Below are 8,122 nucleotides of genomic sequence, written 5' to 3' on the forward strand. Positions count from 1 at the left end.
TAGCGCCGAGCGGCCACCTACAGGGCCTGGCTTGCATGTCCTACCGCTGGTGCGGCTCGGCCGGGGCAGGCTTGTCTGCAAAGCCACGAAGGAGCCATCGCATGACCCAAGCCAAGACCAGCAAGACCCCGCCCACCGACCCCAAGGACGCGACCAAGGACGCGGGCGGCGGCAAGACCAAGGTCGAACAGGGTGGCGAATCGGCGCCGCGCCTGCCGCACGAGCGGGACCAGTCGTCCGACAGCCAGCAGACCCCAGACGGCCAGCCCACCAAGGTGGGCCGCCAGGCGCATGAAGACGTGGAGCGCGGCGTGGTCGACACCGACCGCGGCCCCGAGGCCGACCGCGTCTACAACGACAAGGTCAAGCGCTGACGCCGGCCAGCTGCTGGCGCATGTCGCCGATCACCGCGGCGTAGTCCTTGGCGTTGAAGATCGCGCTGCCGGCCACGAAGGTGTCGGCGCCGGCCGAGGCCACGCGCGCGATGTTGTCCACCTTGATGCCGCCGTCCACCTCCAGGCGGATGTCGCGCCCGCTCTGCTCGATGCGCTTGCGCGCGAGTTCGATCTTGCGCAGCGCCGAGTCGATGAAGCTCTGGCCGCCGAAGCCGGGGTTCACGCTCATGATGAGGATGAGGTCGATGTCGTCGATCGCCCAGTCCAGGGCTTCCAGGCCCAGCCCCGGGTTGAACACCAGCCCCGCCTTGCAGCCCGCGGCCTTGATGGCCTGGATGCTGCGGTGCACGTGGGGCGATGCGTCGGGGTGGAAGCTGATGTAGTCAGCGCCCGCTTGCGCGAAAGAGGCCGCCAGGGCGTCGACCGGATGGATCATCAGGTGCACGTCGATCGGCACGGGCGTGCCGTCGGCCGTCTTGGCGTAGGGCTTGAGCGCCTGGCAGATCATCGGGCCGAAGGTCAGGTTCGGCACGTAATGGTTGTCCATCACGTCGAAGTGGATCCAGTCGGCGCCGGCGGCGATCACGTCGGTCAGTTCCTGGCCAAGGTGGGCGAAGTCTGCGGAAAGGATGGAGGGGGCGATGCGGAACGGGGTGCTCATACCCCCGGATTCTCGCAGCGGGGCGAAGTCCGAGGAAAGGCCTCCGTTACCATCCGCCCCATGTCACACAGCCCCTTCAGCGTCCAGGTCGAGCCGCGCTACCTAGCCGACCAGTCCTCCCCGAAGGACAACGTCTACACCTTCTCGTACACGATCACCGTCACCAACGTGGGCACGGTGGGTGCGCAACTGATCGCGCGCCACTGGCTCATCAACGACGCTTCGGGCCATCCGCAGGAGGTCAAGGGCCTGGGGGTCATCGGCCAGCAGCCGCTGCTGGCGCCCGGCGAATCGTTCCGCTACACCAGCGGCTGCCGGCTCCAGGCCGCGAGCGGCACGATGCATGGCAGCTTCTTCGTGGTGACCGAGGAAGGCGAGCGCTTCGATGTGCCCGTGCCGATGTTCGTGCTCGAAGCCGACATCGGCGGCGCACCCGTCTCCCGCGTGCTTCACTAGGCACTGAGGCACGCCCCCAGGCTTCGCGCACTTCGTGTCGCTTTCCCTTCCCCCTCGCCGGGGGCAACACCTGGGGCCCGGCTGAACTGGCATTTCCCCAGGCTGCGCGCACTTCGTACCGCTTCTTCTTCCCCCTCACTGGGGGCAACACCGGCGGCCCGGCAAAGCCGGTTCCCCGGTGTTCCCCGAAAAGGATTTCTTACCGTCATGGCTGCCGCATCGCGCGACTTGCAGGGGCTGCTTGCCGGCCTCGACCCCACGGCCGATGTGGCGCAGCGCCACATCTGGCTCATCAACCTCTTCGACTGGCTGCGCGGCGACCGCGCCTCGCCCCAGGCGGCGATCGGCCGCGTCTCGCTGCTGCTCGACGCCGTCGAGGCGCGGCCCGAACTGCGCGAGCGCCTGCGCGCCTGGTGGCGCGTGTTCACGCAGTCGGTCGACCTCACCACGCTCCTGGCCGACTACGGCTTCGCGCCGCGCACCGCGTTCTTCAGCGAACTGAACGAACGGCTGCGCCGCAAGATCCTGCCCGGCACGCCCGAGACCACCGATGCGTCGGACCTGTTCCGCATGGTGCTGCCGGGCGTGTTCGATGCGGGCTGGATCGCGCTGCTCGACGAGACGCAGCTCGCCCGCATCGGCGCGCTGCTGGCCGACGCGACGGTGGACGCCGACGGCTCGCCGCGCTGGCGCCATACCTTGATGGACGCGGTCACCTATTGCGGCAGCCAGGTGGTGGCCGCCGGTTTCTCGCCCGAGCTGCGCCTGCGCATCAGCGCGGAGCACCATGAAGCGCGGCCTTTCCACGGCCTGATGGCCGACCTCGACGAACTGCGCGAGCAGATGTTCGAGCAGCCCGCGGGCGCGGAAAGCGACGAGGCACTGCAGGCCGCCTTCGTGGCCTTCCGCGACCGGCTCGACGCCTGCCGGGCCAGCGCCTCGTCGGTCTACACGCACCTGGAAGACAACGGCATCTCGGTGGGCCTGGTGTTCCGGCTGCGCCAGCTGCGCGAGCGTGTGCTGCGCATCCGCGAGCTGCTCGACTGCCTGATGTCGCCCTCGCCCGCGCCGAGCGTGGCGCGGCTGGTCGGCAAGCTGGTGCTCGCGGGCGGCGAGCGCAACAGCATCCGCGCGCTGGTCGCCTCCAATTCGTCGATGCTCGCGGCCAAGGTGACCGAGCGCAGCGCCGAGACCGGCGAGCACTACATCACCCGCGACCGCGCGAGCTACCTGCAGATGGTGAAGAAGGCCGCGGGCGGGGGCGCGCTCACGGCTATGACGGTGCTCCTGAAGTTCGGCATCTACGCGCTGGCGCTGTCGGCCTTCTGGGCGGGCTTTGCCTCGGGCCTGATGTATGCGGCGAGCTTCGTCGCGATCCAGCTCCTGCACCTGACGCTGGCCACCAAGCAGCCCGCGATGACGGCGCCGGCGCTCGCGGCACGGCTGCGCGACATCAAGTCCGACGCCGCCGTGGACGACTTCGTCGACGAGGTGGCCAACCTCGTGCGCTCGCAGGTGGCGGCGGTGCTCGGCAACGTGCTGGTGGTGGTGCCGGCGATGGCCGCGCTCGCGCTGCTGGTGCAGTACGCGCTCGGGCGGCCGCTGCTCGACGGGGCGCATGCCGCGGCCACGCTGAATTCGCTCTCGCTCGCGGGGCCGACCGCGCTTTTCGCGGCATTCACCGGCATCCTGCTGTTTTCGGCCAGCATCGTCGCCGGATGGACAGAAAACGCCTTTGTCCTGCATCGGCTGGACTCCGCGATGCGTTACAACCCCCGCATCGGCGCCTTTCTGGGTGCCGCCCGGGCTCGCCGCTGGGCCACCTTCATGCGCACACACATCTCAGGCTTCGCCTCCAACATCTCGCTGGGACTCATGCTGGGCCTGTTGCCCGCGTTCGCGGGTTTCTTCGGGCTCGGGCTGGATGTGCGCCACGTGACACTCTCGGCCGGGCAGATCGCCGCGGCCGCAACGTCCACGGGCCTGTCGGTGCTGCAGCAGCCAGCCCTCTGGTGGGCGGTGGCGGCGATTCCGGTGATCGGCGCGCTCAATGTGAGCGTGAGTTTCTATTTCGCATTTCGCCTGGCGCTGCGTGCGCACAGCGTGAGCCTCGGTGACCGCGCCCGCATCCGCAGCGCCATCTGGGCGCGCTGGCGCAGCCGGCCTGTGAGCTTCTTTCTACCTGCATGAATCTGACGAACTTGATCAACGATCTGCTGGGTTTCTGGTCCGAATGGGTGCGCCCCTCGGCCGGCCTGCCCACCGTGCTGTGGTCGCTGCTGCTGGCGGCCGCCGCCGCCTCCGGCCACCTGGTGCGACGCTACCTCGGGCTGCCCAAGGTGATCGGCTATTCGCTGGTCGGCGCAGTCGTCGGCTTTGCCGGCTTCGAGGGCGCGATCTGGCCGCTGCGCGGCATCAGCCTCTTCCTGCTGGAACTGGGCGTGGCCGTGGTGCTCTTCGAGGCGGGCGGGCGGCTGCCGCTGCGCTGGTTCCGCCACAACCCGATGGTGCTGGTGCAGAGCCTGCTCGAAGCCACGCTCACCTACTTCGGCGTGTACTGGGTGCTCACGCTGCTGGGCCTGCCCGAGCCCGTGGCCAACCCGATCGCGCTGATGGCTATCGTCGCCTCGCCGGCGGTGCTCAGCCGCGTGATCATCGACACCCGCGCCGCGGGCCCCGTCACCGAGCGGGCGATGACGCTGGCCACGCTCAACACCTTCTATGCGCTCGCGCTCGGCTATGCGCAGGCGGGCCTCATCGAGCGCGCACCGCAGACCATGCTGCAGAAGCTCTACCCGGTGGCGGTGGTGCTGGGCCTCTCGTTCGTGGTCGGCGCGGTCATGGCGCTGGCCCTGCGCACCGCGCTGCGCGTGATGAGCCCGACGAGCGAGAACACCTCGATCCTGCTGCTGGCCATCATCGCGGCCGGCGCGGCTCTCACCGCGCACATCGGCGGCTCGGCGCCCCTGGCGGCCCTGATCGGCGGCGTGCTGCTCAAGACGCTCAACCCCAAGCCCTGGGCGTGGCAGCGGCAGCTGGGCACAGCCGCCTCGCTGCTCACCATGCTGATGTTCGTGCTGGTGTCCATCGTGGCGGCGCAGGCCGACTGGACGCTGCCGGTGGCCAGCGTGGTGCTGGCCGTGATCGGCGTGCGCATGGTCGCCAAGATCTCGGGCGTGGCCATTGCCAACCCCGGCAGCGGCGCGAGCTGGAAGCAGGCCTTCTGGGTCGGCTGCGCGATGTCGCCGCTGTCGTCGATCGCCCTCCTGATCGCATCGAACTTCGCCACCGCGTCGCCACTGCTCGGCACCATGATCACGCAGGTCGCCCTGCCGTCGATCTTGCTGATGGAAGTGGTGGGCGCCGTGCTCGCCACCGTGGCCATCCATGCCGTCGGCGAGAGTTCGGTGCCCTGGGCGCCCCAGGCCTTCAGCACCACCGAGGACACGCAGCGATGAGCACCGCCCTCCCCAACACCCCCACTATCGACCCCGACAGCGACGACGTGCGCTCGGCCCCGCTGCCCAGCGACCCCGAAAGCCGCGCCGTCAAGCTGGAGCCCTTCAACAAGTCCGAGGCGCTCTCGCTCGGTGTGGAGCTCGAGCTGCAGCTCGTGAACACGCACGACTACGACCTCGCGCCCTACGCCGAGGACATGCTGCGCCTGATGGCGCAGACGCCGCTGCCGGGCAGCGTGGTGCCCGAGATGACCTCGAGCATGATCGAGATCTCGACCGACATCTGCCACTCGGCGGCCGACGTGATCAAGCAGCTCTCGCCGATCCGCGAGGCGCTCATCAGGAACGCCGACAAGCTCAACATCGCGGTGGTCGGCGGCGGCACGCATGCGTTCCAGCAATGGCACGAGCGGCGCATCTACGACAAGCCGCGCTTTCGCGAGCTATCGGAGCTGTACGGCTACCTCTCCAAGCAGTTCACCATCTTCGGCCAGCACGTGCACATCGGCTGCCCCGATGCGGACGCGGCCTTGCTGATGCTGCACCGCATGTCGCGCTACATCCCGCACTTCATCGCGCTGTCGGCCTCCTCGCCGTTCGTGCAGGGGCAGGACACGCAGTTCGACTCGGCGCGGCTGAATTCGGTGTTCGCATTCCCGCTCTCCGGCCGGGCGCCGTTCACGTTGAGCTGGAAGGAATTCGAGGCCTACTTCGAGCGCATGACCCGCACCGGCGTCGTGCGCAGCATGAAAGACTTCTATTGGGACATCCGCCCCAAGCCCGAGTTCGGCACCATCGAGATCCGCGTGTTCGACACGCCCTTGACGGTGGAGCGCGCCGCCGCGCTCGCAGGCTACGTGCAGTCGCTCGCCGCCTGGTTCCTGCAGGAGCAGCCCTTCGAGCCGACGGAGGACGACTACCTCGTCTACACCTACAACCGCTTCCAGGCCTGCCGCTTCGGGCTCGACGCGGTGTACGTCGACCCGGCCAGCGGCCAGCACATGCCGCTGCGCGAGCACATCCTCATGACGATGACGCAGCTCGAATGGCACAGCGAGGCACTCAACGCCACGCAGGCGCTGGGCGAACTGCGCACCAGCGTGGAAGCCAACCGCAACGATGCGCGCTGGCTGCGGGAGAAGCAGGGGAAAGAGCGGTTGCTGGCGGAGGTGGTGCGGCAGGCGGCGCTCAGGTTCCGCGGCGCTGCCTGAATCCGCTTTGCTCCTTCCCCCTCTGGGGGAAGGTTGGGATGGGGGCGCGCACAGCGCTCGATGGGTCCCTCACTCGCCCCACCCCGGCCCTTCCCCGCAAGGGGAGGGAGAAAGACGGCGCCTTGCACGCACCCCTTATGCTCCACCCTCATGGGTGAATTCGACCTGATCGCACGCTATTTCAAGCGCCCCGCCAAGCGCTCCCCGCTCGGCGTGGGCGACGACTGCGCATTGCTCGCGCCCGCGCCGGGCATGCAGCTCGCCGTGTCCTCCGACATGCTCGTCGAAGGCCGGCACTTTCTCTCGACCGTCGAGCCTGCGCGGCTGGGCCACAAGGCGCTGGCGGTGAACCTCAGCGACCTCGCGGCGTGCGGCGCCAGGCCATTGGCCTTCACGCTCGCGCTCGCATTGCCCGGCGTGGACGAGCACTGGCTCGAAGGCTTCTCGCGCGGTCTCTTCGCGCTCGCGGACGAACACGGCTGCGAACTCGTCGGCGGCGACACCACGCGCGGCCCGCTCAACATCTGCATCACGGTGTTCGGCGAAGTGCCGGCCGGCGCGGCGCTGCTGAGATCGGGCGCGCGGGCAGGCGACGACATCTGGGTGAGCGGCACGCTCGGCGATGCGCGGCTTGCGCTGGAGGTCTTTCGCGGCACGGTCGCGCTGCCCGCCGACGTGTTCGCAGAGGCCCGCCTGCGCATGGAGCAACCGTCGCCGCGCGTAGCGCTGGGGCAGGCGCTGCGCGGCATCGCGTCGTCGGCGGTGGATGTGAGCGATGGCCTGGTCGGCGACCTGGGACACATCCTCGCATCGAGCAACGTGGGTGCCACGCTCGACGTCGATGCGGCCGTGAGCACGGTCGCAGCTGCCGGCACGACGGGCCTGGGTACCGAGATGCTGCGCACCTGCGCGTTGTCAGGTGGCGACGACTACGAACTCGTTTTCACCGCGCCGCCGTCGGCGCGCGCCGCGGTCGAACAGGCCGGCAAGGACAGCGCCACGCGCGTGACGCGCATCGGCCGCATCGAGGCCGAAGCAGGCCTTCGCATCGTGGACGCGGGCGGCGCGCCGGTGGCCCAGCGCTTCGGGTCGTTCGACCACTTCGCCGCCTGATCAGCTCCCGCGCACCATCGCCTGCATCTTGCGCTGGGCGGCGTTGATCGCGGCCGACTGGCCATTGAGGTTCTGCAGCATCTTGTTGAGCTCGGCCTGCACGGCCGGATCGGTCACGGTGACCGAGGCGCCCGAGATCTGGATCTTCGACTTGTTCTGCTGCAGGAAGTCGCCCACGGCCAGCGCGCCGTCGAAGGTCGTGTCCAGCGCGGGGAACACTTCCTTGAAAGTGGCGGCGGGCGCCGAGACGGTCTTCTCGTAGGCCTTGTCGTAGACCTGCTTCAGGTCGTCGGGTTGCTTGAGCTGCGCGCGCGCCGCATCGGCCTTGGCCAGCTGCTGGTCGAGCGCGGTGCGCAGGCCGGCCAGGCCTTCCTTCGCGGCCTTCAGGTCGTCGCGGCGCGTGGCCAGGTCGCCGATGGAGCGCAGCGCGCCCTTGGCCATGACGTCGCCCATCGGCTGGCTCACCGACTTGTTCATGCCTTCGTTGAAATCGGTGATCACCGCGTAGTGCTGCGCGTAGTCGCCGAACGATTTCTTCTGCTCCTCGCTCGGCGACGGCACGCGAAGGCCGGGCTTGTCGAGCACGCGGGTCTGCAGGAACTCGATGAACGCGGTGCGCTGCTCGGCCTCCTTGTTGCCGCAGGCCGCGAGCACGAGGCTGAAGGCCAGGACGAGCGACAGGGCGCCCATGCGTTGAATGAAGGTTCTCATGGGACGGGCCCTCCCCGGTTTGTGTGGATCGAAAAATTATAGAGAGCGCTTGATCGCATCGATCAGCGCACGCGCCGCGACCGACAGCGAATGGCCGCGCTTGGTGACCACCGAGAT

8 protein-coding genes are annotated in these 8,122 nt (G+C 68.9%); 6 read left to right on the plus strand and 2 right to left on the minus strand.

All coding sequences use genetic code 11. The annotated features are described in order from the left end of the window. Positions 1-101 precede the first annotated feature (101 nt). Complete coding sequence (locus RT97_RS28480; protein ID WP_042582218.1) at positions 102-374, plus strand: hypothetical protein; 273 nt, start codon at positions 102-104, stop codon at positions 372-374. On the opposite strand, the gene rpe is transcribed toward RT97_RS28480, so the two are convergent. Further along, positions 364-1,056, minus strand: coding sequence for a ribulose-phosphate 3-epimerase (rpe, locus tag RT97_RS28485; protein WP_042582219.1), 693 nt, complete (start codon positions 1,054-1,056; stop codon positions 364-366). The genes RT97_RS28480 and rpe overlap by 11 nt on opposite strands. 60 nt (positions 1,057-1,116) lie before the next feature. Between rpe and apaG the strand changes: the two genes are divergently transcribed. From apaG to thiL, 5 genes are all read left to right on the plus strand, one after another. Continuing rightward, positions 1,117-1,512 (plus strand): Co2+/Mg2+ efflux protein ApaG, encoded by a 396-nt coding sequence (apaG, locus tag RT97_RS28490; protein ID WP_042582220.1) that lies wholly within the window; start codon positions 1,117-1,119, stop codon positions 1,510-1,512. A gap of 207 nt (positions 1,513-1,719) precedes the next feature. Continuing rightward, positions 1,720-3,702 (plus strand): site-specific recombinase, encoded by a 1,983-nt coding sequence (locus tag RT97_RS28495; protein WP_042582221.1) that lies wholly within the window; start codon positions 1,720-1,722, stop codon positions 3,700-3,702. Then, complete coding sequence (locus RT97_RS28500; protein WP_042582222.1) at positions 3,699-4,970, plus strand: cation:proton antiporter; 1,272 nt, start codon at positions 3,699-3,701, stop codon at positions 4,968-4,970. Before RT97_RS28495 ends, RT97_RS28500 begins: the two co-directional genes overlap by 4 nt. Further along, the gene (locus RT97_RS28505; RefSeq protein ID WP_042582223.1) at positions 4,967-6,181 is read left to right on the plus strand and encodes a YbdK family carboxylate-amine ligase; all 1,215 of its coding nucleotides are present in this window, start codon (positions 4,967-4,969) and stop codon (positions 6,179-6,181) included. Before RT97_RS28500 ends, RT97_RS28505 begins: the two co-directional genes overlap by 4 nt. A 150-nt stretch (positions 6,182-6,331) precedes the next feature. Beyond that, positions 6,332-7,294 carry a thiamine-phosphate kinase gene (thiL, locus tag RT97_RS28510; protein ID WP_042582224.1) on the plus strand — a complete coding sequence of 321 codons (963 nt, stop codon included), beginning with the start codon at positions 6,332-6,334 and terminating at the stop codon, positions 7,292-7,294. On the opposite strand, the gene RT97_RS28515 is transcribed toward thiL, so the two are convergent. Beyond that, positions 7,295-8,005 (minus strand): DUF3053 domain-containing protein, encoded by a 711-nt coding sequence (locus RT97_RS28515; RefSeq protein ID WP_042582225.1) that lies wholly within the window; start codon positions 8,003-8,005, stop codon positions 7,295-7,297. Positions 8,006-8,122 lie beyond the last annotated feature (117 nt).

Origin of the sequence: Variovorax paradoxus (assembly GCF_000834655.1) — a bacterium.
Classification (GTDB): domain Bacteria; phylum Pseudomonadota; class Gammaproteobacteria; order Burkholderiales; family Burkholderiaceae_C; genus Variovorax; species Variovorax paradoxus_F.

Bases quoted from the DNA above. Each gene is read 5' to 3' on its own strand.
- RT97_RS28480 (WP_042582218.1), top strand. From the start codon at position 102: ATGACCCAAGCCAAGACCAGCAAGACCCCGCCCACCGACCCCAAGGAC.
- rpe (WP_042582219.1), bottom strand. From the start codon at position 1,056: ATGAGCACCCCGTTCCGCATCGCCCCCTCCATCCTTTCCGCAGACTTC.
- apaG (WP_042582220.1), top strand. From the start codon at position 1,117: ATGTCACACAGCCCCTTCAGCGTCCAGGTCGAGCCGCGCTACCTAGCC.
- RT97_RS28495 (WP_042582221.1), top strand. From the start codon at position 1,720: ATGGCTGCCGCATCGCGCGACTTGCAGGGGCTGCTTGCCGGCCTCGAC.
- RT97_RS28500 (WP_042582222.1), top strand. From the start codon at position 3,699: ATGAATCTGACGAACTTGATCAACGATCTGCTGGGTTTCTGGTCCGAA.
- RT97_RS28505 (WP_042582223.1), top strand. From the start codon at position 4,967: ATGAGCACCGCCCTCCCCAACACCCCCACTATCGACCCCGACAGCGAC.
- thiL (WP_042582224.1), top strand. From the start codon at position 6,332: ATGGGTGAATTCGACCTGATCGCACGCTATTTCAAGCGCCCCGCCAAG.
- RT97_RS28515 (WP_042582225.1), bottom strand. From the start codon at position 8,005: ATGAGAACCTTCATTCAACGCATGGGCGCCCTGTCGCTCGTCCTGGCC.